The sequence below is a fragment of the Cyanobacterium sp. T60_A2020_053 genome (genome assembly GCA_015272165.1).
Taxonomy (GTDB): Bacteria; Cyanobacteriota; Cyanobacteriia; order Cyanobacteriales; family Cyanobacteriaceae; genus Cyanobacterium.
Window position 1 is genome coordinate 13031 of record JACYMF010000013.1, and the last position, 25860, is coordinate 38890.

At 36.3% G+C, this 25860-nt stretch carries 24 protein-coding genes; 8 read left to right on the top strand and 16 right to left on the bottom strand.

Translation table 11 applies throughout. The features are described from left to right. Positions 1–66: 66 nt before the first annotated feature. The 4 genes from IGQ45_02190 to IGQ45_02205 form a co-directional block, all read right to left on the bottom strand. Positions 67–2691 (bottom strand): DNA polymerase III subunit alpha, encoded by a 2625-nt coding sequence (locus tag IGQ45_02190; GenBank protein ID MBF2056034.1) that lies wholly within the window; start codon positions 2689–2691, stop codon positions 67–69. A gap of 413 nt (positions 2692–3104) precedes the next feature. Next, positions 3105–4583 carry a carotenoid oxygenase family protein gene (locus tag IGQ45_02195; GenBank protein ID MBF2056035.1) on the bottom strand — a complete coding sequence of 493 codons (1479 nt, stop codon included), beginning with the start codon at positions 4581–4583 and terminating at the stop codon, positions 3105–3107. Positions 4584–4757: 174 nt separating this feature from the next. Continuing rightward, positions 4758–5696 (bottom strand): tRNA epoxyqueuosine(34) reductase QueG, encoded by a 939-nt coding sequence (gene queG, locus IGQ45_02200; protein MBF2056036.1) that lies wholly within the window; start codon positions 5694–5696, stop codon positions 4758–4760. Between the two features lie 344 nt (positions 5697–6040). Beyond that, positions 6041–7249 carry a pentapeptide repeat-containing protein gene (locus tag IGQ45_02205; GenBank protein ID MBF2056037.1) on the bottom strand — a complete coding sequence of 403 codons (1209 nt, stop codon included), beginning with the start codon at positions 7247–7249 and terminating at the stop codon, positions 6041–6043. Between the two features lie 177 nt (positions 7250–7426). Between IGQ45_02205 and psb29 the strand changes: the two genes are divergently transcribed. Further along, a complete protein-coding gene (gene psb29, locus IGQ45_02210; GenBank protein MBF2056038.1) occupies positions 7427–8116 on the top strand; it encodes a photosystem II biogenesis protein Psp29 in 690 nt (229 codons plus the stop codon). 118 nt (positions 8117–8234) lie between these two features. On the opposite strand, the gene IGQ45_02215 is transcribed toward psb29, so the two are convergent. Next, entirely contained in the window at positions 8235–8480 is a 246-nt protein-coding gene (locus IGQ45_02215) for a hypothetical protein (protein MBF2056039.1), read from the bottom strand. 21 nt (positions 8481–8501) lie between these two features. Continuing rightward, complete coding sequence (locus IGQ45_02220) at positions 8502–9422, bottom strand: hypothetical protein (GenBank protein ID MBF2056040.1); 921 nt, start codon at positions 9420–9422, stop codon at positions 8502–8504. A 335-nt stretch (positions 9423–9757) separates the two neighbouring features. On the opposite strand from IGQ45_02220, the gene IGQ45_02225 reads away from it, so the two are divergent. Continuing rightward, on the top strand, positions 9758–10345 hold the full coding sequence (locus IGQ45_02225; protein MBF2056041.1) for a pentapeptide repeat-containing protein: 588 nt from the start codon (positions 9758–9760) through the stop codon (positions 10343–10345). 42 nt (positions 10346–10387) lie between these two features. On the opposite strand, the gene IGQ45_02230 is transcribed toward IGQ45_02225, so the two are convergent. The 4 genes from IGQ45_02230 to IGQ45_02245 all read right to left on the bottom strand — a co-directional run bounded on the left by IGQ45_02230 (position 10388) and on the right by IGQ45_02245 (position 12204). Beyond that, complete coding sequence (locus tag IGQ45_02230) at positions 10388–10726, bottom strand: hypothetical protein (GenBank protein MBF2056042.1); 339 nt, start codon at positions 10724–10726, stop codon at positions 10388–10390. A gap of 54 nt (positions 10727–10780) precedes the next feature. Then, complete coding sequence (locus tag IGQ45_02235) at positions 10781–11305, bottom strand: GNAT family N-acetyltransferase (protein ID MBF2056043.1); 525 nt, start codon at positions 11303–11305, stop codon at positions 10781–10783. A 459-nt stretch (positions 11306–11764) separates the two neighbouring features. Continuing rightward, complete coding sequence (locus IGQ45_02240; GenBank protein ID MBF2056044.1) at positions 11765–11986, bottom strand: type II toxin-antitoxin system HicB family antitoxin; 222 nt, start codon at positions 11984–11986, stop codon at positions 11765–11767. Positions 11987–11988: 2 nt separating this feature from the next. Further along, positions 11989–12204, bottom strand: coding sequence for a type II toxin-antitoxin system HicA family toxin (locus tag IGQ45_02245; GenBank protein ID MBF2056045.1), 216 nt, complete (start codon positions 12202–12204; stop codon positions 11989–11991). Between the two features lie 96 nt (positions 12205–12300). Between IGQ45_02245 and alaS the strand changes: the two genes are divergently transcribed. Continuing rightward, entirely contained in the window at positions 12301–14946 is a 2646-nt protein-coding gene (alaS, locus tag IGQ45_02250; protein MBF2056046.1) for an alanine--tRNA ligase, read from the top strand. Positions 14947–15299: 353 nt separating this feature from the next. On the opposite strand, the gene IGQ45_02255 is transcribed toward alaS, so the two are convergent. Continuing rightward, complete coding sequence (locus IGQ45_02255) at positions 15300–15680, bottom strand: response regulator (GenBank protein ID MBF2056047.1); 381 nt, start codon at positions 15678–15680, stop codon at positions 15300–15302. 67 nt (positions 15681–15747) lie between these two features. Then, entirely contained in the window at positions 15748–16734 is a 987-nt protein-coding gene (locus IGQ45_02260; protein ID MBF2056048.1) for a thiamine-phosphate kinase, read from the bottom strand. A gap of 250 nt (positions 16735–16984) precedes the next feature. On the opposite strand from IGQ45_02260, the gene IGQ45_02265 reads away from it, so the two are divergent. The 4 genes from IGQ45_02265 (at position 16985) to IGQ45_02280 (ending at position 21283) form a co-directional block, all read left to right on the top strand. After that, positions 16985–17734, top strand: a complete 750-nt coding sequence (locus IGQ45_02265; protein MBF2056049.1) for an alpha/beta hydrolase — start codon at positions 16985–16987, stop codon at positions 17732–17734. Between the two features lie 278 nt (positions 17735–18012). Further along, complete coding sequence (locus tag IGQ45_02270; protein MBF2056050.1) at positions 18013–18342, top strand: hypothetical protein; 330 nt, start codon at positions 18013–18015, stop codon at positions 18340–18342. A 390-nt stretch (positions 18343–18732) separates the two neighbouring features. Beyond that, on the top strand, positions 18733–19998 hold the full coding sequence (locus IGQ45_02275) for a PDZ domain-containing protein (GenBank protein ID MBF2056051.1): 1266 nt from the start codon (positions 18733–18735) through the stop codon (positions 19996–19998). A gap of 49 nt (positions 19999–20047) precedes the next feature. Next, entirely contained in the window at positions 20048–21283 is a 1236-nt protein-coding gene (locus tag IGQ45_02280) for a lipid-A-disaccharide synthase (GenBank protein MBF2056052.1), read from the top strand. Positions 21284–21484: 201 nt separating this feature from the next. Here IGQ45_02280 and IGQ45_02285 read toward each other — a convergent pair whose 3' ends face one another. The 4 genes from IGQ45_02285 to tsaB form a co-directional block, all read right to left on the bottom strand. After that, positions 21485–22087, bottom strand: a complete 603-nt coding sequence (locus IGQ45_02285; protein ID MBF2056053.1) for a dephospho-CoA kinase — start codon at positions 22085–22087, stop codon at positions 21485–21487. Between the two features lie 235 nt (positions 22088–22322). Continuing rightward, positions 22323–22643: a hypothetical protein gene (locus IGQ45_02290; protein ID MBF2056054.1), complete on the bottom strand. Its 321-nt coding sequence runs from the start codon at positions 22641–22643 to the stop codon at positions 22323–22325. 52 nt (positions 22644–22695) lie between these two features. Then, positions 22696–23577 carry an ABC transporter permease gene (locus tag IGQ45_02295; GenBank protein ID MBF2056055.1) on the bottom strand — a complete coding sequence of 294 codons (882 nt, stop codon included), beginning with the start codon at positions 23575–23577 and terminating at the stop codon, positions 22696–22698. A gap of 187 nt (positions 23578–23764) precedes the next feature. Next, a complete protein-coding gene (gene tsaB / locus IGQ45_02300; GenBank protein ID MBF2056056.1) occupies positions 23765–24394 on the bottom strand; it encodes a tRNA (adenosine(37)-N6)-threonylcarbamoyltransferase complex dimerization subunit type 1 TsaB in 630 nt (209 codons plus the stop codon). Between the two features lie 69 nt (positions 24395–24463). On the opposite strand from tsaB, the gene IGQ45_02305 reads away from it, so the two are divergent. Then, positions 24464–25453 (top strand): aspartate carbamoyltransferase catalytic subunit, encoded by a 990-nt coding sequence (locus IGQ45_02305; protein MBF2056057.1) that lies wholly within the window; start codon positions 24464–24466, stop codon positions 25451–25453. The last annotated feature ends 407 nt before the right edge of the window (positions 25454–25860 follow it).

A 25860-nucleotide genomic window follows, 5' to 3' on the forward strand; every position in this document is an offset into this window, starting at 1 on the left:
TAAGTATTCCAGATTGTTGAGTTTTGATTTTCATACCTTGATTCAGCAACGCCAACTTGGTAATTGTCAATTATCTATTGTCCATAAATCCAAACCGCGCTCAAAAATTTCATCAATGGATAACATTTGCTTATCCACTGTCATCATTTTATGATCTTTTGTCGCCCGAATAAAGCGCCCGTCACCCAACTCATACTCAAATAATTCTTGCTTACCCCTGTCATGCCACTGTGCCACTGGTTGAGTATAAACAAAACCATTACCATCCACACTATAAACAGTACACTTGATCTTTTCTGTCACTAACTTGCCGATGGGCATAGCGCCATATTCCACCGTTAACACTTCCGTATCGTAACTGAGGCAATATTCCGCAAATTTAACCATTTGATCAAATAAACTCTCCGCAATATCCCGTTTAACCCCATTTTTCATCGCCCCATCAAGGAATTTTTCATGGTGTTTCTCCATCTCAGAGGCTTTTTTCTTACCCATAGCGCGCCTCAACAAATCAGCTTCCCCTAGGGAATACCCAGCTAAATCCTGCGCCATTTTCATAATTTGCTCTTGATACACCAAAACAGCGTAAGTTTCTTTTAAAATAGGGACAAGAAGCTGATGTTCATACTCAATAGGTAATCTACCATGTTTACGGTCAATAAATAGGGGAATCAAACCAGCATCCAAAGGACCGGGACGATAAAGAGCTAAAATAGATGAAATATCCTCAATACCAGAGGGTTTCAAATCCCGAACAATTTGTTTCATGCCATCAGACTCAAGCTGAAACACTCCCTCTAAATCGCCTCTTTCTAATAAATCATGAGTTTTAGCCACATCTGCTGGAAGTTTTTTACTTGTGCCTTTAGCGAGGATTTGTAGAGCCCTCCGCTCTCCCAATGGTAACTCATCCACATCAATATCGATATTTTGATTTTGTTTGATCAACTCAGCAGTTTTTTGAATGGTAGTTAAATTTTTTAACCCCAAAAAGTCCATTTTCAACAAACCGAGGGACTCTAAATCCTCCATGAAATATTGCGTAATCACCGCGCCATCATTATTTTTCTGTAACGGCACAATTTCATCTAAAGGATCACTTGATATTACCACCCCAGCCGCATGAACCCCAAAAGTTTTATTCATGCCCTCAATGCGCATGGCCATATCTAACCAGCGCTTCACATGAGGCTCATTTTCATACCTTTCCTTAAATTCGGGCGCTGGACTATCTTCCGATACCATCACCTTTAATTTGGCTGGTTTACCGCGCGCTACGGGGATCATTTTTGCCATTTGATCAGCCTCAGCGTAAGGAATTGCTAACACTCGTGCCACATCCTTTAACACCGCCTTAGAAGTCATGCGGTTAAAAGTGATAATTTGCGCCACCTTATCTTCCCCGTATTTTTCCGTCACATACCGAATCATTTGATCTCGCCTTTGGATACAAAAATCCGTATCAATATCAGGCATGGACTTTCTTTCAGGATTTAAAAAACGCTCAAATAATAAGCCATGATGCACAGGATCAATATTGGTAATGCGTAAAGCATAAGCAACTAAAGAACCGGCCGCCGAACCGCGCCCCGGTCCTACGGGTATGCTATTATCTCTAGCGTACTTGATATAATCCCACACCACGAGGAAATAAGTACAGAACCCCATCTGTTCCATCATTTTTAACTCATATTCCAAGCGCTGACGATATTCTGGAGTGATTTCCGTGCGCTGACGACAGTTAAAACGTTCTAGTAACCCTTGCCATGTTACTGCTTCTAAATAGCTTTCGGGGGTATGCCCGGGAGGAATTTCAAAATTGGGTATTCTTGGCTCACCTAAAAGAGAATACTTTTGGATTTTATCTGCTACTTCGAGGGTATTTTTAATAGCTTCATCGATGATTTTTTCATCTAAATGATCTCGAAATAATAACCTCATTTCTGCTTCTGATTTGAGATATTCTGTGCCTGAATAACGTAGTCTTTTCTCTTCCTCAATATTTTTATTAGTTTGGATACAAAGTAGGGCGTCGTGCGCTTCTACGTCATTACAAGAAATAAAATGAGAATCATTAGTAGCAACTATTTTTATATTTAATTCCTGACTTATTTTAACAATTTCTACATTAACTATACGGTCTTCTTGAGAACCATGATCTTGAATTTCGAGGTAAAAATCTTCGCCAAATACCCTTTGATACCAGCGCGCGACATCGTGCGCCCTTCCATAGTCACCTTTTAAAATAGCTTGGGGTATTTCTCCCCCCAAACAGGCACTGGTGACGATTAAACCTTCTTTGTACTGTTCCAATAATTCTTTATTAATACAAGGACGAGAAAAAATCCCTTTTCCCTGCATTCCCTGAAGATGAGAAATTGTCGTTAGTTTAACTAGATTTTTATAACCAATTTTATTTTTAGCTAATACTACTTGATGAAATTTTTTTATGCCTTTATGATATTGAGTAATATCAGCATTAATTACATACATTTCATTGCCAATAATCGGTTTTATGTCCTTACTAAAACAGTTTTTTATTAACTGAATTGCACCATACATGACACCATGATCTGTAACAGCAATAGCTGGCATTCCCAACTCTATCGCTCGAGCAATTAAATTAGGAATTTGTGATGCACCATCTAATAAACTATAGTCTGTATGAACGTGTAATCCAGCAAAAGACATTTTATTTAGAACTATTTTAGTAAATTAAACTGTTTATATCATAGCATATTTTTAGTTATCAATTAATATTTGAAGGTTAAGAATAAAGTTTTGTAATTTACCCACTGTGTAATGAATTATATCAAGTTCGGATAGTTAGTTACAAATAGATCATTTTTTCGCTGTTACCCCACCGTGTAATGAATTACACGGAACCAACGCCCCGATCGTTCAATAAATTGAACTAAGATATTGATATAGCGATTCTATCTGAGTTGTGAGATTATTAGCAATCAAATTTTGATAACAAGGGGTTTAAACCCCTTGTCTGGTAAATTTTTTGATAGTATTATGGACTTGATATTAGTTGAAAAGGCAAGAGGCAAAAGTAAATTTAAGGCATTTTCAACTCTTTCATCAAAAATAATTAATTGTCAATTATCCATCACCACAGCGTCACACCAGCTACCGTGTAAACCGTAAGGAATATGTTTTTTAAGATGCAAAATGGCTAAGGGTTTTTGAATATCTTTAGCATCAAAAATATACAAATCCGAAGCGTGACGACTGGCATCATAAATCAAATGGAAAACCCAACCATCATCCTCAAATTCTCCATCTGGTTTAGGCACAAAAATTGGTTCACCCGTAAATCCTCTCGGTGCGTAAGAATATAGTTGACGCTCATTAGTTTCTAAATCTAATTTTAAGAGTGCCTGTAACGGTGCATTAACTTCATTTTTAGCCCCAGCGCCCGTAAACCCATACCGATATTTTCGTCCGACATTATTAGGATGAATACTAGGAAATTCCACACAACGAGACTCAATTAATTCTTTAGTCACTTCTTCAGTATTTAAGTTGACATGAAAACGCCATATTTCCCCCGGTGCTAGTGTACCAAAATCCACCTCTTTATAGTTTTTATCAAAGTTAATTTGACTTAATTCGGCATAACATACAGAGTCAATAACTAAATTATTTTCGTCATCTTCAAAAGCATTAACATGATGAAAAATAAATCCAGCATCTACTTCTAAAGTCCTGACATTTTTATGAGGCTTTTGGCGAGGAATAATAATAATTTTAGTTGGTTTATCTTTGTCAAAACTTAAACATTCTCCAGCGCCCTTCACCCCAAAAACAAAGGGTAATGGATTATAACCAGTAGGATTTTGAAAGAAAATGACGTAATTAGGAGTAATTACAAAATCATGGATAAAACAAAATCCGGGAGTAATGTGATCATATTGTTGGATAATATTACCATCTTGATCAAATTCATAAATAGTAATAGTGCTAGATAAACCCGGTTTAATACCAAAATTAATTAAAGAAGGTTTATTGTTGTTAAATTGAGATTGTGTATCAATGCGGGGGTGCGCTGAAAAAACATCTCCATCTTGAAGAATACCACCTAAATTATCTAAACCAATGGTATCTAAAGTTTTACTATCAAGCTGATAAGGTTGTGCCGCTTCCCATAAAGCTAATAACTTATTTCCCCAATAGATAATGTTGGTATTAGCAATATTTTTTACTTTAATATCAAAAATATTATTAAAAAGTCCACCCGGTTTCTGACTACCAAAAACCCCACGATAGAGCATTTTTCCTGCTTCTTTTTCCGCTAAAAATTCTTTAGTTTTGACATAGCGATTACGAAAAAAACAGCGCCCTCCCTCGAAGCTAAAACCGCAAATCATCCCATCCCCATCAAAAGGATGCTTTAATGGTGTACCATAGACTTCTAATAATCCCGGTCCATTACGATATAAAGTACCTTTAATCTCCGCAGGAATTTCTCCCTCTACCTCATCAATCCAATATTCCTCCTCACAAGGTTGAGATTCATAACCGCCACGCCAATCTTTAATGGTGTAAGATTGTTGATCTTTTAGCTGAGTTGTCATCTTAATTTATGTTAAAAATGTTTAATATTTCTTAATTTATTGTAACAGTTAAAAGAAGAGAAGCAGAGGGGAAGAAAATTTAGAATTTAGAAAGTAAAGTTAATTCAATATTTTCTAGTAATATTTTATTTATAATGAATTGTTTAGCATTCTTCATAACTCATAATTCATAACTCATAATTCATAATTCATTTGTGCTTGGGCATTACGGCGCCACATGGCTGGTTTGATACGGCGAAGGGCGCTACCTGTAAAACGTTTATCCCATTCTTCATCACTCAGATGGGCTAAATCTGCTAAGGAAGGATTAAGATTTTCGGTATAAGGGTTAAAATCTTCTACGTCTGTAGGTTGAGCAAATCTTTCATTCCAAGGGCAGACATCTTGGCATATATCACAACCAGCCACCCAACCGTTAAGATGAGGGGTGATATGATCGGGCAATTTTTCCGCTCGATTTTCGATGGTATGATAGGCTAAACAACGGTTAGCATCCACGACGGAGGGCGCTGTAATGGCATTGGTAGGACAGGCTGTAATACAACGGCTACAAGTGCCACAGTGATTAGTATGGGGTTTATCTGGTTGTAATTCTAAATTGGTGATAATTTCTCCCAAAAACACCCAACTACCGTAGTCACGGGTAATGACGTTACCGTTTTTGGCAATCCAACCGATACCAGCTTGTTGCGCCCAAAATTTATCTTGCACGGGCGCGGTATCTGCATAGTAGCGAGTTTTAATGGTGGGATGTTGATTTTCTAACCATTGACTTAATTTTTTGAGTTTTTTGTGCATGATGCGATGGTAGTCTCTACCCCAACCATAACGGGATATTTTGCCAATATTGGGGTTATTTTCTCTTTGGTGGGGGGTATAGTAATTTAAGGCAACAGCAATAATCGAGCGCCCTTCACCCCAACACTGACGTATATCTTGACGTTTAGCATTATCCATCCATGCCATATCAGCTTGATAACCTTTTTGTAACCAGTCTTGCAAATGATTCACCGCTTTTTGGCGTTCATTTTCCGTAGCTGAAATAGTGGTAATACCTACTTTATGAAAACCGGTGGAGTGCGCTTGTTCTTTAATTTCCTTTTCGTTAATCACTTTGACAATCCTTAATTAGGTGTTGATCAAAAAGTATTTGGGTGAGGGGAGGTGTCAGGCTTCGGGTGTCGGGTGAAATAAAGGTGTCAGGTATCAGGTAGCAGGTATTAGGTGAGATAAAGGTGTTAGGTATTAGGTGAAATAGTTGACAAAAAATAGCCTTTTTTCTCTAAAAATACTGTATTTTTTCCATCCCCATCAAAAATTATTGATACAAATGAGTAATTTATGAAAAATAACTACTTGGCTTAATTCATTAATTTATAAGTATTTCACCTGCAACCTGCAACCTGAAACCTGCAACCTGCAACCTGCAACCTGCAACCTGAAACCTGCCTAATTTATCATTCATTATCGGGCGCTGATTGTGATAACACCTTATCAGGAATACCTTGACATCCTCCCGGTATAGTAGAACGGGTGTATTCACCACCCCAACAACAACAATAGTAACGATTTTCCTCACTAAGATTTTTTGCCCCCGTAAAATCAGCATTTTCAATGACAGCGCCCGTAAACTCGCCCGTAACGTAATTTGGTGTATCTTGACGATTGCGAGGGGAAGCAGTGTCATAATTACCGTAAAACAATCTAACACCCTTAAAATCAGCCTCCTTCAAATCCGCTTCATAAAGAATAGTACGAGATAAATTGGTTTTACTTAAATCTGATTTATCAAGATGAACTTTAACCATATTAGCTTCACTGAGGTCTAACCAGCGCAAATCTTGACCAGAAAGAAAATTTCCAGCTAAAACCACCCCCAAATTAATCACCCTCATACCATGATCTCGATCCTCAGCATAACCGCCATTACCATCTAAAATCGGTCGCCCTAAATGACTATCCCTCTTTAAAGGAGTAATTAAACGAGAACGAGACAAAAAACGTAGTATTTTTGCTCTACCCGGAGGATCAACACTGCTAAGAATGGCCGCCGTGCGCCCTTCAGCGATAGCCCTTTCTTGGGGCCAGTCTTCCAATAAGCCATCAGGACCTAAAACTAAATCAGAAATGCCCTGAAAATAAGCGTCAATGGTTTGTTGTTGAGTAATGCGATTTTGTTGGGTAGTTAAATCTTTAGAAATTACATACTGTTGCCATGCCACATATACAGCTAAAATAGCAATCATAATTTGCCCCACAGCGCCCACCCACTCAGCCCAAGAGCCAAATTCATCATACTTAAATTGGGTTAACCATTGAGTAATGCGACCATAAATTCCCAAATATTTAGCGAGAATGAGAAAAGAAAGAATTAAACCAACGCTACCCACCAGCGCCCTTCGCTCATCAGGGGTAAGGAAAAAAGAAACCCAACTACGGACAAAAGGAATAACTTGAAGAATAGCAAAAAAGAAAACACCACCAGCGCCCAGCGCCCCTAACCAACTAATTTGAGCGATAATGCCGACAAAGGCAACCCCTAATAATAGAATAATCCTCAGAGAATAAGATTCTTTGGGCTTTTTGACGTGGCTTAACTGCTTGGGCGGAATTTTAACGAGGTTATTATTTTGATTTTCAGATGAAGAATTGGGCGTAGCAGTCATAAGCTATGGCAATGCAGGGTTTATTTTAATTTTATCAGAAAAGGCAAAGGGCAAGGGGCAAGATAATAATTCATAACTCATAACTCATAACTCATAATTCATAACTCTGAAGACTTGCCTTCTATGTGAGATAATTAAGTATTGTAAACAAAATAAAAAATAAATAAAAGATTATTTGTGAGTAATATTCCTACCGTTTCCGACACCAGAAGAGCATTTTATCAACACCACAACCGACCCATTAACTCTATTTATCGTCAAGTGGTACAAGAGTTAATGGTAGAAATGCACTTACTTTCAGTTAATGTTGATTTTCAACCTGATCCTATTTATTATGTGGGTGTATGCCAAAGTTTTGATCAATTTATGAATGGTTATACCCCTGAAAGTGATAAGGATTCTATTTTTCGGGCGCTTTGTCAGGGCATTAATAGTAATCCCGAAGAATATCGACAACAGGCAGGGGCGCTTTTAGATTTTGTGGAAGGTAAATCCGCCGAAGATTTAATTAATTGGTTATCTAATCCTCAGCATCAAGATGGTTTGGCTGATAATGTAGTGGAAGGGTGGAAAAGCGCCCTCCACCGTGACAAGTTTAAGTATAGTCGTTTATTTGGTATTGGTTTTTATGCTTTATTAGCGAAAACTAATGAGGAAATGGTGAAAGATGAGGAAAAAATGGCGAAATTAATAGCGCCCATCACCGATAAATTACAATTACCCATAGAAAAATTGAAAAAAGATGTTGATTTATATAAAAGTAATTTGAATAAAATTAGTCAAATGTTAACGGTAATTGCTGAAACTATTGAAGCTAGTAAGAAAAAGCGTATTAACATGGAAAAACCAGCAGAATCTAACAGTTAATGATGGGTTACTGAAAAAGTGCAATCGTGAGGGTAAATTGACAATTGACAATTATGAGGTTTTACTCTCCTCACCAAAATACTTTTTCATCACCACCTAATTATATAAAAATAAACATCTAGTTTAACTGTTGATAATAGTTAATAATGGCTTCTAATTGCTGTATTTCTGTGGGGGGGAGGGCGCTGTTATACTCCACCATAATTCCCCCTACTTGGCTTTGTAAGTAATCAAAATTAGGATCAGTTTGGGGTAAGAGAGAAGCACTTACCCCGTTAACTTGTCGCACATGAGCCATCATTTCTCGGTAGCGCGCGAGGGAAGGGCGCTGGATTTTGATGGTTTTTTCGATTTTTGTGGTCAATTTTTACTCTCCTTTACTGATTTAAGATTCAGGGGCATTAATTCTTTCAGATTCACCAATATTTTTAATAATATTTTCGCCCAATTGTTCTAAAACTACTGTGCCTTGTAAAGGACCTAAATTTCTTTCCACAAAACCACCATTATTCCTAAGAGTAACCATTTGATTTGAAGGACGAGATAATTGGATTCTTTTTACCAATACATTTCCTTGCTCATTAGAAATTACATCCCCTTCTCGAATGGAACGAACGGGGTTATTATCAGGAGTAGAAATTAAAGCGACATTTTCTCCTCCCACATCAATAATTCCTGATATTAAGATACTCCGCGCATAAAGTGGTTCGGGGGGCGCTAGAGGTTCAAACACCTCTCCATTAGGGATCGCAGGTACATTACCACTATTACCAGCGCCCGTAGCACCCTTAGCGCCCGTAGCGCCTGTAGCGCCCGTCGCTCCCCTACCACCATTACCAGCAGCGCCTGTAGCCCCTGTAGCGCCCGTCATCCCATTACCAGCGCCGGTCATTCCATTACCGGCGCCCGTAGCGCCTGTAGCGCCCGTCATACCATTACCACCATTACCAGCAGTGCCTACTTCACCATTAAAATTACCATTCGTAGTAACACCATTGTCGGCTGAAGCGCCATTGGCAAAAGTAGGTTCTACATATTGAATAACCACGCTGGGCGTGGACAAAGAAAAGGGATCACTTTTACGCTCATTGACTTGGGCGAGGCGCGTTTGAGGGTTTGTAGAAGGAATTAAACCACTAGCCACCCCATCAGATATATCCAGAGAAGGGGCTTCGTTAGGAATTTCGGCGGAAGGTGTGGGATTTTCGGGGGGAAATTCATTGACAACATCATCGCTGCCGTCATCGATGGTACATCCAGAGATCAATAAAAACGCTGATAATAGCAGAGGAGATAATTTTTTCATGGCTTTAAGTCATTCTTCGCTCACCATAACCAATATATCTCATATTCTATTTTTTATACTCTTAATATTTTTCCGTAATTTTACTGAATTTATCATGGTGGAGGGCGCTGGGGTGCTGGTTTTTTGCAAATTTAGGTACAAAATTGATTTGTTTTGCAGAGAAAACAAGGGAGAAAAGGAAGATTTTTTCTATTATTTGATAATGTTATAGCAGTCCTAAACGATTCGTGAACAACCATCCTTTAATTCTTCTTTTAATAAAAAGGTTCAAGGGAAATCTTATTTTACAAATCAAATAGTATTGCTATATTAGAAAAGGAAAGAGGCAAAAAACAATGAATAAAGAGGAAATTATTGAAAAATATCAGCAAGGAGAAAGAGATTTTACTAATCTTAATCTTGATGGTTTTTGTTTTCGTGGTGATACATTGACGGGCGCTGGAATCGGTTTTTTTCTCGGTAGTAAGAGTATAGTTTTTGCCTTGAGTCTTGCTTTCATTAGCGGTATTACTCATTTCATTGTAGGGATAATTGTGATAATAGTTAGTTTAGCTTTTGCCTGTATCAATCTTATTTTTACTCCCCTATTTTGTTTATTATTTCTATCATTATCCTTTTTTATTTCTTTTGGAATTGCTAATTTTTTTGCTTTTGCTCAATTAATAACTTTTTTAACTGTCTTTATTTTGATCGTTATTAGCAGTTTATTTACTTTGCTTTTCACGAATAAAAATACTAAAAATACTTATTTACTAAAATTAGCAAAATTGATCAGTTGTTTTTATGGTACTAAATTTTGTTATGGGAATTTAAGCAATGTTAATTTTATTGATAGTAATTTAAAAAATGTTGATCTACGTCACACAAATTATGATTTAAGTCACAATATTAACACAGAAAACAATAAATTTATTTTATTTTAGTTAAAGTATAATGATTAGCGATAATTTTTTAAAATATAAATATTATTCTTTATTTATTCGAGTAAAAATTGGGAAAGAGCCTTTAAGATAAAAACTGTCTGGAGGGCGCTGGGTTAAACGTTGCAATTGTTTGGCACTCCAATCAAGATCAATATTTTTTTCTAAACGGGCAGTTATAATCGGAAAAGCATATTTTTCTACATCTCCTTCACTGGGTATCTTAGTAGTTTCCGCCAGTTGATCAATCACTAAATTAGCTTTAATTTGAAATAGTTTTTCCTCTTCTATTTCATTGGCTTGAACTGAAGAAATATTTTCATTAATGACAGTAATCAAAGACAATAATAAAAATAAAAAATATTTGATTTTAAGTAATGCCATTACTAGAAAATTTCCCCAAAGAAAGTAACACTAAATTCAAACAAAAAAAGTAATTTAGTCAGGATACCAAAACATACCCTTAATCCCTTCAGGATCAAGTATAAAACCTAAACGGCGATAAAATTCCACCACTTGAGGATCAGCAAACAAAGTAACATTACTAATATCATCACTACGCAACTTTTGAATCATATATTTCATCAAAGTTTTACCCAAACCCTTATTTTGGAAGCGCGGATGAATCACTACATCCCAGACAGTAGCATTAAAAGCATGATCAGAGGTCGCACGGGCAAAACCAATCAATACTTTACGATTACCTTTCATTTCCCATGCAGATACCACTAGATAACTATGTTCCAGCGCCTTCCGCACCTTTCGTAAAGGTCTTCTTGCCCATCCCACGGAGTCGCAAAGTTCCTCTAATTCATACAAATCGATTTCTTCTTGGGTACTAAAAAATATTTTAGCATTGCCAAAACGTTCTGTATCTAACGATACCCAATCTCTGTGATAGTCTGTAGCGCCCGAATTATTATCGCTACTTCCCTTTGTAAAAAATTTTTGTAACCAAACCATGCCTATATGGCTAAAGTAAGAATTTTATTATATTTTGTCCCATTGATTTCTCAATAAGTCCAATTCATATAATAGCACCTTGTTGCATAACATTTTTCCTCAATTCGGGCAAAAAACTACAATATAAAACAATTATCTTCATCACCCATTGAATAGTAATTCAATATTTGCTAATTAGTTATCCATCCTTCTGATTGATTTCGTTTAACTTTCATTGCATCTTCATGATTTATAAATTTTTAGTTTTTATCATAAAAACTAAAATCAGCTTAATTTAGTTAATTTTTCAGATATTGATGTTTGATTAGAGTAAGAGACATTATTTGAAGGAAAGATATGTTGCCAGTTAAAAATTAGCGCATTTATTTCCCAAAGTAGCCACAACCGTACCAATCACAGAAATAGTGGCTATAATGATCGTAGTTTTTGAATCGTGAAAATGATTACTCATAATAAACTTTACGCAAAAACAAAGGTTTTAGGTTGGGGTAAATCTTTACCATCTTCTTGATAATCTTCGATGATTAACTCTAAAACTTCCTGCCCATTTTTTAAGGCTTCTTCATAGGTTTCACCGTGAGTAATGGGTTGCATTTCATTTTTAAAATCAGGTAGAAATACTACAAAACAGTTATCTTCATCGCTCCATTGAATAGTGATAGTATAATTAAATTTACTCATAATTACTTACCCTCTTTTATTCTTTTTAATTTATCTAACTTTTGATTAATTTGTTTTTCCAAATATTTTTGAGCATCATCACCATCACTACCTGATATAGTAATTGGGTCTTCCGGTAATAGTTCATGATACCAACGAGTATGACTACCTTTAGCTGTACGATACACAAAACCAGCTTTTTTTAGTAAACTTTTTAATTCTCGAATTTTTTTAGGCATTAATCATCATATTTTAGTTATCGATTAACTCTTAAATCTTATGATAGCAACAAAAATCAGCAATAATAGGATATGTACCGATATACATAAATTGCTATGACTAATATCCCTCCTAGCTTGACTGGCAACGAAATCAGAGAGAAATTTTTACAATTTTTTGAAGCAAAACAACATCAAATACTACCCAGCGCCCCCCTCATTCCAGAAGACCCTACGGTATTATTAACCATAGCTGGAATGTTACCATTTAAACCAATTTTTTTGGGGCAACGACAAGCAGAATATCCTCGCGCTACTACCTCACAAAAATGTATTCGTACCAATGATATAGAAAATGTGGGACGCACAGCGCGCCATCACACCTTTTTTGAAATGTTGGGTAACTTCAGTTTTGGTGATTACTTCAAATCACAAGCCATCGCTTGGGGATGGGAATTGTCAACGAAAGTCTTTCAATTACCGCCGGAGAGAATCGTTGTTAGTGTGTTTCATGAAGATGACGAAGCCTTTGCCATTTGGCGTGATGAGGTGGGAATCCCCGAAAAACGCATTATCCCCATGGGAGAAGAAGATAATTTCTGGAAATCGGGCGCTACAGGACCTTGTGGTCCTTGTTCTGAGTTATACTACGATTTTAAGCCCGAATTGGGTGATGATCATATCGATTTAGAAGATGATAGCCGTTTTATCGAGTTTTATAACTTGGTTTTCATGCAGTATAACCGAGATGCGGAAGGCAATCTAGCGCCCCTCACCAAGCAAAACATCGATACTGGTATGGGTTTAGAAAGAATGGCGCAAATTCTGCAACAAGTGCCGAATAACTACGAAACTGATTTGATTTTCCCTATCATCAAAACTGCTTCCCAGTTGGCAAAAATTGACTACCACCAAGCCGATGCTAAAACTAAAGTATCATTAAAAGTCATCGGTGATCATGTGCGTTCTGTAGTACAAATGATTGCTGACGGTATTTCCGCATCGAATATGGGTAGGGGGTATATTTTGCGCCGTCTAATCCGTCGTGTGGTGCGTCACGGGCGCTTAATTGGCATTGAAGGAAATTTTATCGCTGAGGTGGCAGAAACCGCTATACAGCTATTAGAAGGGGTTTACAGCAATACTAGAGAAAGGGAAAAAGCTATTAAAGCAGAGTTGCAACGGGAAGAAAGCGCCTTTTTAGCGACTTTGGAAAGGGGTGAAAAACTCCTTGAGGATGTGATTTTGAAACTCAAACAGTCGCAAAAAACAGAAATTTCGGGAGTGGATGCTTTTACCCTTTATGATACCTTTGGTTTTCCCCTTGAGTTAACCCAAGAAATTGCGGAGGAAGAGGGTTTAACTGTTGATATTGAAGGGTTTGAAGCGGAAATGGAAACTCAAAAATTACGCTCTCAATCAGCGCACTCCACCATTGATTTAACCGTGCAAGGTAGTATAGATCAACTAGCTGAACATTTACACCCGACGGAATTTCTTGGTTACAGTGAATATCAATTAATCAGTCATGTAGAGGCGTTATTGGTAGAAGGCAAGTCGGTAGAAAAAGCGGTGACGGGCGCTGAAATTCAGTTAATCTTAAATAAAACCCCTTTTTATGCTGAATCTGGGGGGCAAATTGGCGATAAAGGTTATCTGGCTGGAGAGGATGTATTGATTGCCATTAATGATGTGCAGAAAGAATCAGGGTTTTTTATTCATTATGGCACGGTAGAACGGGGAATTGTCACGGTAGGACAAAAATTGCGCGCCACCATCGACAAAGCCTGTCGTAATCGTGTTAAGGCAAATCACACGGCTACCCATTTATTGCAGTCGGCTTTGAAAAAAGTTATCGATGACAGTATCTCTCAGGCTGGTTCTTTGGTATCCTTTGATAAGTTACGTTTTGATTTTAATTGCCCTCAGCCTCCTACTAAACCGCAGTTACAGCAGGTGGAAGATTTAATTAATACTTGGATTGCCGAAGCGCACTCCACCGTTATTGATATTATGTCATTAGCAGATGCTAAGGCGAGGGGCGCTACTGCCATGTTTGGGGAAAAATACGGCGCCGAAGTGCGCGTTATTGATATTCCTAGCGTTTCTATGGAGTTATGCGGTGGCACTCATGTTAATAATACTGCCGAAATCGGATTATTTAAAATTGTTTCTGAAACGGGTATTTCCGCAGGGGTAAGGCGCATTGAAGCGGTGGCGGGCGCTTCTGTTTTAGAATACCTTAAAGTAAGGGATGACGTGGTTAAGGAATTAGCTGATAAATTGAAGGCTAAACCGGAGGAAATTCCTGAGCGTTTTTCTAATCTACAAAGTGAGTTAAAAGCGACTCAAAAAGAGTTAGAAAATCTTAAACAAGAATTGGCTTTATTAAAGTCGGATAGTTTAATTAATGAAGCGCAAACGGTGGGAGAATTTAAGATTTTAGTGGCAAATCTTGGTAATTTGGATGCTAAATCTTTGCAAACTGCTGGAGAAAAATTACAACAAAAATTAGGTAATAGTGCGGTGATTTTAGCTTCCATTCCTGAAGCTGGAAAAGTTAGTTTTGTTGCCTCTTTTAGTGAAGTAATTTATAAAGAGAAAAAACTTCAAGCTGGGAAATTTATCGGTGAAATTGCTCGAATTTGTGGCGGTGGCGGTGGAGGGCGCCCGAATTTAGCCCAAGCTGGTGGAAAAGATGCTAGTAAAATTGATGAGGCTTTAACTACTGCTAAAGATAAATTAATTGAGGCTTTATCTTAATTTTAATTTTCGATATAAAGCAAGGGGTTTAAACCCCTTGTTAATAAAAATGACAAGTGAGGGGAGGTGTCAGGCTTCAGGTGTCAGGTGAAATGGTTATAAATTAAAGAGTTAAGCCAAATATTTATTTTTCATAAATTACTCATTTGTATCAACAATTTTTGATTGGGAAGAAGGAAATACAGTATTTTTGGAGAAAAAAGTCAATTTATGACACTTTTTGTTATGTAGAATAGACTTTAAACCTTTATTTAACAAGGGTTTTGATTTATTCAGCAGACCCCAAGTTATGAGATAATTTAGATACTTTGGCAAAACATCATAATTGTCAATTGTCCATTGTCCAAAATATGCTATTTTTTATGTTTAAGTAAGTATTTAATGGTTTTGAGTAATTCCATTTTATCTTTCATAAAATCTTCTTTAACAATGTAAGCATCACCTCCCTGCCTTGTTGCCCAATGAATGTCAAATTCTTGATTTTTAGTAGAGCAAAATATGACGGGCAATTTTTCCGTGCCGGGATTTTCCTTAATCCAACGACATAACTCATAGCCATTCATTTCTGGCATGACTACATCGGTAATAACCAAGTTAAATTTTTCGGTTGCTAAAATTTTGGCTGCTTCTAACCCATTTACCGCTTCTGTGACTTGAATATTAAACTTTTTGAGTGTATCACAGATCATCTCCCTAGGAGCGTGACTGTCATCAACTACTAATATTTTAATCATGATGTGATTAACTATAATTGATAAAAAGAGCAGATTAACGATAAATCTTAGACTTGATTCATTATACCTAAAAATGGTTAAAGGTTTTTGTTTGATTTAGGAAAAGTTTGGGGTAATTATTGAGTGGACTAATTAAACAAATTTCTTTTTTCTCAGTAATTTCACCGATGATAGTTATTTGTTTATTAATTTCTGATGTAAATTGGTCATAGAGTGAGGGAGAAATACAAATAATTAATTCAAAGTCTTCCCCACCGTATAGTATCCATTGCCAAGCAGTTTCTTCATCGGTTATGTGGAAAATTTCAGGGCTAGGAGGAATTAAATGACGTTTTATTTGCGCCCCCACTTGGCTTTGTTGACAGATTTGGATGATGGCATCGGCTAAACCATCACTACTATCCATTCCAGCGATGGGAGATTTTTGGTATTGCTGTAGTATTTTAGTAATATCTAATCTTGGTTGGGGTTGTTGATGGGCAAGGATTAGTTTTTCTTTGATTTTGCTGTCAATATGTGGATATTTTTCGGGATAAAGGAGAATGTCTAACCCAGCGCGCGCCAAACCATGGGCGCCCGTCACCGCGATCAAATCCCCCGGCTTTGCTTGATTACGGGCGATAATCTGATGGGGTTTAACTTGCCCAAAGGCGGTAATGGCAATCACTTTATGACTACCGCCAGTTAAATCTCCGCCGATAATAGGCGTATTAAATTGATCTAAACAGGCTTTCATGCCCTGATAAAAAGATTCTACCCAATGCAGGGGGGTGGTAGGTGGCAAAGAAAGGGCAACGGTAATACCGACGGGAAGGGCGCCCATGGCGGCTAAATCAGAAAGATTCGCTGTAACGCTACGCCAACCCACCATATACGGCGGTGAAGTGCGCTGGTTAAAATGTACTTCTTCCACTAGCATATCAGTGGTAATAACTAAGTTTTGGTCACTTTTCACGGGGAGGAGGGCGCCGTCATCTCCCACTATATCCTGATTACAATACTTTTTAATAGTTTTTAGTAATTGATGCTCCCCAATATCTTTGATTTGTGTCATATTACTTATTTTATTTGCCTCAAACTTATTACTTTATCCACTCCAATTCTCTATAATCCCTATTTTTGGCACTATTAGACCGACAACTTTATATTTTTTAATGATAATTACTTGCATTAAGTGAAAATTTGGGTTAAGCTGTATTCAACTAAATAGAAATAATTAGCAATAAAATTCCTTAGTTATGTTGGGCTAGGTGATAAGATTTTGCTTAGAGCTTATTCATTTATTATTAAAATAGTTGCAAAAGATGTTCAAAAATCCTGATGTTTTATGGTTAAACACTAATCCTTATTTAAGACGTTTTAACCTACCTATTATTAAATATCTTTCTAATCACGTCAGTATTGGACATTGGGAGTATGATATTACTCCTGATGAAAACAGCGCCCTCCACACTGCCGTGGAATTATTGCGAGAATATATTATAGTAATCAAAAAACCTGTCCACTTGGTTGGACATAGTACCGATGGTTTACTAGGATTATTACTAAGTCGTCAATACCCTGAATTAGTAAAATCTTTAACCCTTTTGGGGGTAGGAGTTAATCCTGAAGTTGATTGGGTTAATTATTATTATCAAATCAGAAAAAATTTACCCTGTAGTCGAGAAGTAGCACTAGCAAAAGTAGCAAAATGCCTTTTTAATTATCAAAATCATTATTATCAAAGAGCTTTTGTTAATTTACTAGATAAAGCGCTTTTATATACCATATCTCCCCATTCTATTTATGAGGAAAAGGAAATACTCAAAGGTGGAATTACTAACCCCATGATGGTATGTGGTAGTGAAGATGACTTGGTTGTGTCACGGGCGCTGTTAGCACAATGGCAACCTTATTTAAAATCTGAAGATGAACTATTTGTAGTTGCGAAAGGTGGTCATTTTTTTCATTATACCTGCCCTCAATTAACTGGAGAAAAAATAATTAACTTTATGACAATGAAGAGCGTAAAGTCTTGTAATTACAAACTTTCATCTGAGGTAAATCATCAATAATTATCCTAAAATTTTCTAGTTAAACAAATTATAATTAAATTCTAAAAAAATGTATTATGTTTGTAAGTAAATTCACAATATATTTTTTAATACTTTTTTAATATTCATAAATTCAGTTAGCTATAAAATCAAATACGGAGTTAGGAAAACCTTGCCAATGAAAGCAAATAAAATTATTAAAGATTTGTAAATTTTTATGAAAATTAGTAGCCAAAAAAATAATAATATACTACTCTAGTCTTACCCAAAAATAATCTCAATAAAGACTATTTATTATCATGCGTTCTACAAATAAGGCTTCAACAACTCAAATGGAAGTAACGAGTATCAGATTAGAGAAAACCCTGAAAGATAGCTTGAAATCTTTATCGGGAAGTCAAGGTTATCAAACTTTAATTCGGGACATCTTATGGAACTATGTACAACAAAAATCAGGAGAATATCGACCAAATTTTGCGGTGGGTGATATTCGTGTTACTTTCGATGCCGTAGCTAGAAAAGATGAAAGTTGCGTATTAACTGGAAAATTAATTCCTGAAGGTGAACCACTACTATTAGCTTTAACTATTTATGGAGATTTTGTTCCTGTTTCTCTTGGTGCTTTGTAAGACGAATGAGGATATGTTAAATTAGTCAGAAGACTTAAAAAATAAAGGTTTAAGGTACACTACACTATTCAAAAAGTGCGCATTTTTGGCTAATTTTACTCACAAATAGGATTATAGGAAATACCCACCGACAAATAAACACTTGATCCCATTCTAAGAATTTTCCCCCTTCATTTTTCCCGTTTTCCCCTCTTCACAAAAAAAATTCGGCAGTTTCTAATTGGATTAAGAGATTTATAGGAATGTGAAATACTATATTCCTTATTTTTTCAGGGAATTCTCATGATCAAATATGTTACCATCAGAAAATACAAATAACTCTGATCAGGAACATTTGCAACCATAATTATTCCCAGAGTATCAGTCAGTTTAGCAAAAAATTTGGATAATATGAGCATTACCAAACAAGGATTAATTTTAGGGGCAACAGCTTTAACAGTTTCCAGCGTAGCAATGACGGGTATCGGGTTACACTATTCCCAAACTCAGGCATTTGTCCAAGATAGTCCTAAAGAAATCATCGATGAAGTTTGGCAAGTTATTAATCGTAGCTTTGTGGATGCAACTTTTAATGGTCAGGATTGGCGTGGTATCAGAACCGAGTTTTTAGAGAAAGAATATAGCGATCAAGATCAAGCCTATGAAGCAGTGAGAGAAATGCTGAAAAGGCTAGAAGACCCTTACACTCGTTTTATGACTCCCGAAGAATTTAAGAATATGCAAATTGATACTTCTGGGGAGTTGACTGGGGTAGGTATTCAAATCACCCAAGAGGAAGAAACTAAAAATATTGTGGTTATTTCTCCTATTGAAGATACTCCGGCTTTTGAAGCGGGAATTATTGCCCAAGATGTTATTTTGAAAATTGACGGTAAAAGCACCGAAGGAATGGACTTAAATGATGCGGTGTCTTTGATTCGTGGCAAACCCGGCACGGATGTGGTTTTAACCATTGAGAGAGAAGGCAAAGAGATGGAGTTTACCCTCACCCGTGCCACCATTGAGATTCACCCCGTTAAGGCGAGAGTTATTGATAATCCTAGTTTGGGTAAGGTGGGTTATATTCGTTTGGTGCAGTTTAGTAGTAATGCAGGGAAGGAAATGCGCGAAGCAATTACTATGGCTGAAAAGGAAAATGTTAGCGGTTATATTCTTGATTTACGCTCTAATCCGGGAGGTTTGCTTTATTCTAGTGTGGAAATTTCTCGCATGTGGATTGATAGCGGTCGCATTGTGACGACGGTGGATCGAGTGGGGGAAGTGGATGCTCACCGTGCCAATGGTTCTGCCCTTACTGATAAACCTTTGGTGGTGTTGGTGGATGGTGGTTCAGCTAGTGCTAGTGAAATTTTGTCAGGGGCGCTACAGGATCATGAACGGGCTATCATTGTTGGTACTCAAACTTTTGGTAAGGGTTTGGTGCAATCGGTGCGTGGTTTGGGTGATGGTTCTGGTTTGGCGGTAACTATTGCTAAATATTTAACTCCTGATGGTCGAGATATTAATAAGGAGGGCATTACTCCTGATGAGGTGTATGAGATGAGTGAGGCGGAGAAGGAAGTTTTGATGAATGATCGTCAAAAAGTTGGTACTATTGATGATGCTCAATTCCGCAAGGCTTTGGAGATTCTCACCCGTGAGGTGGCTAAAAAATAATTAATTATTCATTGTCAATTATCCATTGTCAATTATCAATTATTTATATATGGCTGATTTCGATATTGTCATTTTATCTAATGGTCCGGGGGAAATTACCACTTGGGTTTTTCCTTTACTGGCTTCTCTGTCAGCGCCCTTCCCCCAAGCTCGAATTTCGGTCATTTTATCCCCTTGTCCTAATAGTTCGGGGCAGGAGTTGACAATGGTGCAACAATGTGCTGGGGTGCATCGGGCGCTGGGCGCTGATGATTTTTACTCTTTTCTGATCTGGGGAAAAACCCCCGATAATTGGCATTGGTGTGACAAGGGCATTGTGATTTTTTTGGGGGGTGATCAATTTTTTACTCTTGTCATTGCTAAACGTTTAGGTTATAAAAGTTTGGTTTATGCTGAGTGGGAAGGGCGCTGGTATCGTTATCTTGACCATTTTGCGGTGATGAATGAACGAGTTAAGCAGAAAATTCCCGCTCAATTTCAACATAAATGCACGGTGGTAGGGGATTTAATGTTAGATGTACCTCCCATCGATGTTATCCCTAAATCTACTTTTCGCATTGGTTTTTTGCCCGGTTCAAAACCTAGTAAATTGACTCAGGGGATGCCGTTGATGGGCGCTATCGGGCGCTGTCTTGCGGAAATAAATCCCGATTTTGAGTTAATTATTCCCCTAGCGCCCACCATCAATGGCAAAATTTTACATAGTTATACTCACATAGAAAATAATCCTTATGCTCATCTTTTTGGTGATTTTTCCTATGAATTAATAGCCGAAAATAATCAAGAATATTTATTAATAGATAATCAGTATAAAATTCGTTTAATTAGCAAATTTCCCTGTTACGATGAGTTAAAACAGTGTGATATTTGTGTAACGACGGTGGGCGCTAATACCGCCCAATTGGCATCTTTAGTGGTACCTATGGTAGTGTTACTGCCTATTTTTCAATTAGATGCCATGAAATCTTGGGATGGTTTATTAGGATTAATGGCTAATTTACCAGTAATTGGCAGTGTTTTTGCCAAGTTAATTAACTGGTTTGTGATAGTATATACCCGTCGCACAAATCGCCTTTATGCTTGGCCTAATATTTGGGCAAAACGTGAAATTATCCCTGAGTTAATGGGATATTTAAAAGTAGAAAATATTGTTAATTTAATTATTGATTATTATGAAAATCCTCATAAACTAGAACAGATAAAAAAAGATTTACAACCGTTTCAAAGTCACAATAATGCGAGTAAAAAAATTGTTGAAATTATTAAAAATTTAATTTCTATTTAAAATGACTATAATAAGGGGTTTAAACCCCTTGCCTACATACAATGAATTTTGTGCAATCACTTAAAATATAGTTTTAGTTAAATACAGTGCATTTCAAATGAGTAAACCACATTTTTTGTTTCTCGCAAAGGCACAAAAAGAATATTTGTAATAATCCAAAGTCTGGTTGAAGGAAATGAAAACTGCTGTAATAAATACTCTTTAAATTATTGTTGATATTTCTTGATCAATTTGTCGATAAAGTTGCTCTTTATTACCATTATTATTTAAAATAAAATCACCTTTTTTCACTTTTTCAGACAAAGACATTTGACTATTAATACGCATTAGCGCCCCTCGCCGATCCAAGTTATTGCGAGTTTGTAACCTTATTAACTGCTGTGATAAATCACAATAAACTACCCAAATTACTGAAGTTAAATCAGCCATATTAGCTTCAAAAAGTAACGGCACTGAAAGAATTATGATCGAACTGGGTAAACTACTAATTTTTTCTGTAATCTTTTTATAAACAAAAGGATGTATTAGTGATTCTAACCAGATTTTTTCTTGCTGATTATTAAAGATGATTTCTCCCAATTTTTGACGGTTTAAATGACCATTATCAAAACTAATTTGATCACCATAACGCATCATAATTAAATCATAAATGGGGGTATTAATTGCCACCGCCTCTCTAGCTAAAATATCAGCATCAATTACAGGAAATTGATATTTTTCCGCTAAATAATGGGTAACAGTAGTTTTTCCAGTAGCGATTCCTCCCGTTATGCCAATTACAATAGAGTCGTTAAATTTTTTCATATTTGTTTAGTCGAGATTTAGAGGAATATTTTTGTAATTCTCCAAAAAAAAGGGACAAAGAAAATTATTACTGTTTGTTATAAATGATAATTTTCTCTTTTGAGAATAGTGTCAATATAATTACTAATAACAAGATAGTTTTATTGAGTTGTAAATGTATCATTATTTGAAGAATTTTACCCTCTCAGTATTGGAGAGGGGTATAGTTAGTTATTTAATTGAGAGTAAATAAAAACTAATTAATTTCTTCTTCCGTTTGTTTTTGTTGGCGCATTTCGAGGATTCTTTGCTGTTGTTGTTGTCGAAAATTTTGGGCTTCTTGATCAATTTTACGGTCAGAGTTATTAACAAAATCGGCAGAATTAAGGCGATTGATACGATTCGCATTATGAATTAAATCCATGGGATTAAAGCTATCTCCGTAGAGAGAATTTTGTTCATTATTTTGAAAAGGATTATTTCCACTAGAATTATTGGTTTGAGCTTCTATTTTTGGAGTAATTAAAAGCAGAAAACTAGAACTGAGTACAAGAGAAATCAATTTATATTTTTGCATAGTAAATAGATACATAATCTTAATGAAATTGGTTAGAAACTAAATAATTTTTTTAAGCAAAACGGCGACTTAACAGAGGTTTAATGGTAAATAAAATTAATCCATCAATAACTGTTAAAATTATTAAAACTGTACTAAAACTTAAATCTGTCCAAGGAGTATTAACCACAACACTACTCAAATTCCAAACATCATTTTGATAAATATAACGAATTGGCTCAATGGCATAAGTAAGAGGATTTAAACTAGCAATAACTTGTAACCAGTTTGCCATAAAATTCATCGGTGCTAAGGCGGTACTAGCAAATAATAATGGCAAATTAATAACAAATATAACAGCTAATAATTCGATATGTCCGGGTAAAGCAAATGCTAAACCTAGACTTAATCCTGTTACTCCTAAAACAATTAGGAAAGTAATTAATATAATTGCCAATAATCCTGTTAAATTAGGTAATCCAGCGCCCGTAAAACTACTCGCAGTGATAATCACTATCGTTTGAATTAAACTAAGACTAATAATATAAATAGTCGAAGCCATAACAATAGAAAAACGAGTAGAAAGAGGGGCAACTAAAAGACGATTTAAGAAACCAAATTCACGATCAAACATAATAGGTAAACCAGCATTTAAAGCACCCGAGAAAGCAGTAAAAACAATGATACCGGGAGCTAAAAATTTACCATAACTAAACCCTTCACCAAATAAACTTTGAGGTGCATTATAGAATAAAGCACCGAACAAAATTAACCACATAAAAGGTTGAATTACTCCTGCTACGAGGGTAGAAGGGCGTCGTTTCAACTGAATAAAAAGACGTGTTGTGAGTGCGAATGTTTCCTGAAAAAAATCACCTAAGAAATTATTTTCAATTTGGTTATTATTGGTGACGGGCGCTAGAATTGCTTGATACTTGTCGATAGTCTGAGTCATAGTAGCTTATCATTACACTTTTTTCTTATTCTAACTCAATGATTATGACTCTCTCACTTTGAGTATGTAAATTGTTGATTAGGGTAGGCAACAGGCAAAAGGCAACAGTTAATAGTTTGAGCTATTTTTAAGAATGACTAACCTTATTAAAACCTTTGCGCCTCTGCGTCTTTGCGAGACATAAATACTAACCGTAATAGGGAAAAACATTTTCCCATGTTGAAAAATGCTGATTTTTAACTTCTTGATGCCATTTTAACTCAGCTATTGCTAATAAATCTGGGGCATTATTTCCTAAATCATCAGGAGCAATAATTAATGAGGAATTTTCTAAGTATTGGCTTTGATATTTATCACATATTTCTGTCCATTTTTCATTATCAAATAATTGATTTGGCAATATATTTACTATAGTTTTATCTCTTAAATTTACTTGATAAATGCTTCCATAGACTTGTTTTTGATTAGCTTTCATGGTAGTTAAAAAAATCTCTCGATGAGTTTTTTGTGCTTCATGCCAAGCCAAAGTTTCTAAGGTTGAAATGCCATAGAGAGGTATATTTAACTGTTGAGCTAAAGTCCTAGCTGTAACTACACCAATACGGGCGCTGGTATAACTTCCCGGTCCTATAGCTACTGCTATAAACTCTAAATCATGCCATTTTAAAGGATTAATAAATAATGCTAATTTTTCTTGTAAATACTGTCCTAAAGTTCTGCCTAAATCCCAAGACGAAAATTTAATTTTTCCCTCTTTATCTCTTAAACTTAGCCCTAACTCTCCGCTACTGGTATGTAATGCTAATCCGATACTCATATTAAATTTTAAATACGATGCTTAAAATAGTATATAATCTTGTGAGTAAAAGCGAAAAATACAGCGCCCATGACCGTTACCACTGCTTGGCAGAAAAGGCATATCATCTCCTTAGACGATTTTACCATCGAAGAATACAACACCGTTTTAAGCACTGCTTCTAGTTTTCAGGATGTGTTGAAAAGTAGAACAAAAAAAGTTGCCGCCTTACAGGGTAGAGTGGTGGCTAATATGTTTTTTGAACCTTCTACTCGCACTCGTAGTAGTTTTGAACTGGCAGCCAAAAGACTTTCAGCAGATATTCTCAATTTTGCACCGGGTAGTTCATCCTTAACAAAGGGTGAAACGATTCTCGACACAGCAAAAACATATTTGGCGATGGGCGCTGATATTATGGTAATACGTCATAGTCACTCTGGTGTACCGTTAAATATTGCACAGGAAATGGATCGACTAGACACAGGGGTAAGTATTTTTAATGCAGGGGATGGTTTGCACCAACACCCCTCTCAAGGTTTACTAGATTTATTTACCATTTGTAGTTTACTAGATGAAAAAAACCCTCACATTGAACTTTTAGCAGGGAAAAAAATTGCTATTGTGGGTGATATTCTTCATTCAAGGGTAGCGCGCTCCAATCTTTATAGCTTACTGGCGGCGGGCGCCCTCCTCCATTTAGCAGCGCCCCCCACCCTATTACCAGCATTATTCGCTCAAACTGTCAAGGCTGAATGTCAAGATCGTTTATTTATTCACTGGGAATTATCTCCAGCTTTAAAAGATGCTGATTTTGTAATGACATTAAGACTGCAAAAAGAGCGCATGAGTAATTATTTATTACCCAGTTTGAGAGAATACCATCACCTATTTGGTATTACCGCCGAGAAATTATCCTTATGTAAACCAGATGTAAAAATATTGCACCCGGGCCCAGTTAATCGAGGGGTGGAAATTAGTTCAGAATTAATGGATGATCCTCAATTTAGCTTAATTTCTCAACAAGTTACCAGTGGTGTAGCTGTCAGGATGGCTTTACTATACCTCATCGGTAATTCTTGATTTTCTTTTTCAATAACTGACATTACCCATAATAAAACTTAAAATACTAATTTTTCGTTCGCACTTAACCGTTAAAACTATATCATAAATAAGATAAAAGCTAAAGCCATTACTACAAACTTAGGCTGTTGTGCCTTTGTCATAGGTACAACGGTTATAACATTGCTCTTAGCACAATAAATAAGATTATCCAATACTTGGATTCGCCATAGTGGTATTTTTTGGAAATCTTCATATTGGGAAGTTGCTGGTAAGTGTTTTCTTAAAAAAAATCCAACTTTTTCAGGGTCAAACAGAAATGAATTTTCTATTCGTCTTGTTAATTCTTGACACTCCCACCACTAAACCCTACGGGTTATAGTGGGGGATTCTTGGTTCACCGACTCGCCGTTAGACGACAGCCCATA

Coding starts and splice junctions, on each gene's coding strand:
- IGQ45_02190 (MBF2056034.1), bottom strand. CDS start 2,691: ATGTCTTTTGCTGGATTACACGTTCATACAGACTATAGTTTATTAGAT.
- IGQ45_02195 (MBF2056035.1), bottom strand. CDS start 4,583: ATGACAACTCAGCTAAAAGATCAACAATCTTACACCATTAAAGATTGG.
- IGQ45_02205 (MBF2056037.1), bottom strand. CDS start 7,249: ATGACTGCTACGCCCAATTCTTCATCTGAAAATCAAAATAATAACCTC.
- IGQ45_02220 (MBF2056040.1), bottom strand. CDS start 9,422: ATGAAAAAATTATCTCCTCTGCTATTATCAGCGTTTTTATTGATCTCT.
- IGQ45_02225 (MBF2056041.1), top strand. CDS start 9,758: ATGAATAAAGAGGAAATTATTGAAAAATATCAGCAAGGAGAAAGAGAT.
- IGQ45_02230 (MBF2056042.1), bottom strand. CDS start 10,726: ATGGCATTACTTAAAATCAAATATTTTTTATTTTTATTATTGTCTTTG.
- IGQ45_02235 (MBF2056043.1), bottom strand. CDS start 11,305: ATGGTTTGGTTACAAAAATTTTTTACAAAGGGAAGTAGCGATAATAAT.
- IGQ45_02240 (MBF2056044.1), bottom strand. CDS start 11,986: ATGAGTAAATTTAATTATACTATCACTATTCAATGGAGCGATGAAGAT.
- IGQ45_02245 (MBF2056045.1), bottom strand. CDS start 12,204: ATGCCTAAAAAAATTCGAGAATTAAAAAGTTTACTAAAAAAAGCTGGT.
- alaS (MBF2056046.1), top strand. CDS start 12,301: ATGACTAATATCCCTCCTAGCTTGACTGGCAACGAAATCAGAGAGAAA.
- IGQ45_02255 (MBF2056047.1), bottom strand. CDS start 15,680: ATGATTAAAATATTAGTAGTTGATGACAGTCACGCTCCTAGGGAGATG.
- IGQ45_02260 (MBF2056048.1), bottom strand. CDS start 16,734: ATGACACAAATCAAAGATATTGGGGAGCATCAATTACTAAAAACTATT.
- IGQ45_02265 (MBF2056049.1), top strand. CDS start 16,985: ATGTTCAAAAATCCTGATGTTTTATGGTTAAACACTAATCCTTATTTA.
- IGQ45_02270 (MBF2056050.1), top strand. CDS start 18,013: ATGCGTTCTACAAATAAGGCTTCAACAACTCAAATGGAAGTAACGAGT.
- IGQ45_02275 (MBF2056051.1), top strand. CDS start 18,733: ATGAGCATTACCAAACAAGGATTAATTTTAGGGGCAACAGCTTTAACA.
- IGQ45_02280 (MBF2056052.1), top strand. CDS start 20,048: ATGGCTGATTTCGATATTGTCATTTTATCTAATGGTCCGGGGGAAATT.
- IGQ45_02285 (MBF2056053.1), bottom strand. CDS start 22,087: ATGAAAAAATTTAACGACTCTATTGTAATTGGCATAACGGGAGGAATC.
- IGQ45_02290 (MBF2056054.1), bottom strand. CDS start 22,643: ATGCAAAAATATAAATTGATTTCTCTTGTACTCAGTTCTAGTTTTCTG.
- IGQ45_02295 (MBF2056055.1), bottom strand. CDS start 23,577: ATGACTCAGACTATCGACAAGTATCAAGCAATTCTAGCGCCCGTCACC.
- tsaB (MBF2056056.1), bottom strand. CDS start 24,394: ATGAGTATCGGATTAGCATTACATACCAGTAGCGGAGAGTTAGGGCTA.
- IGQ45_02305 (MBF2056057.1), top strand. CDS start 24,464: ATGACCGTTACCACTGCTTGGCAGAAAAGGCATATCATCTCCTTAGAC.